This is a genomic window from Actinoplanes sp. ATCC 53533 (genome assembly GCF_003947245.1).
This window is the reverse complement of the sequence record NZ_QHHV01000639.1, coordinates 1-628: the sequence shown is the minus strand read 5'-3', so window position 1 is coordinate 628 and position 628 is coordinate 1. Positions and strand designations below refer to the sequence as shown.

Here is a 628-nt window from a genome sequence, read left to right as displayed (position 1 = left end):
CATGTAGATCAGGTGGTGCACCTTGCGGGTGCGGTCGTCGCGCTTGTAGATCGTGGAGATCTCGACGCTGAGCATGAACCGCGCGTCCGAGCTGCTCTGCAGGATCGGCGGCAGCTTGCGGCTGACCTCCTGCTCCGCGTCGGTGCCGAGGCGGTAGAGACCGGGCTCATCGGCGGGACGGAGATTTTCCCGCAGGTGGTCGAACCAGGCGGGGTGCGTGAAGTCCCCCGTGCCCAGGACCGCGATGCCCTTGCGTCGGGCCCACCAGGCGAGGTTCGGCAGGGTGAGATCGCGGCTGCAGGCCCGCGAATACTTGGAGTGGATGTGCAGATCCGCGACGTATGTGTCCGCGGCGACCGAGGACCCTGCGCTAACCGAGGGCACGCTGCATCCTGTCACGAGCTCCCGGCGCGCCACGAGCCGCCACGCGCGAAGTGACATAACCGATCCACGATTGAATCCTGCGGAGATGTGCCCCGTGGCTCAGCGGAACGTCCAAGATTCACTGCTAAGGAGTACGCAACTCGATGACGGTGACCTGTGGCGGCGCGCCAACGCGGACCGGTCGGCCCCCAGAATCCGGCCCCGTTGGTGACGTAGACCGGAACGCCGTCGACCTCGCCGAACC

At 66.6% G+C, this 628-nt stretch carries 1 pseudogene; it reads right to left on the bottom strand.

The features are described 5' to 3' along the window. Window positions 1-384, bottom strand: a pseudogene (locus tag DMB66_RS60405) (endonuclease Q family protein); the annotation flags it as partial. Window positions 385-628: the final 244 nt, after the last annotated feature.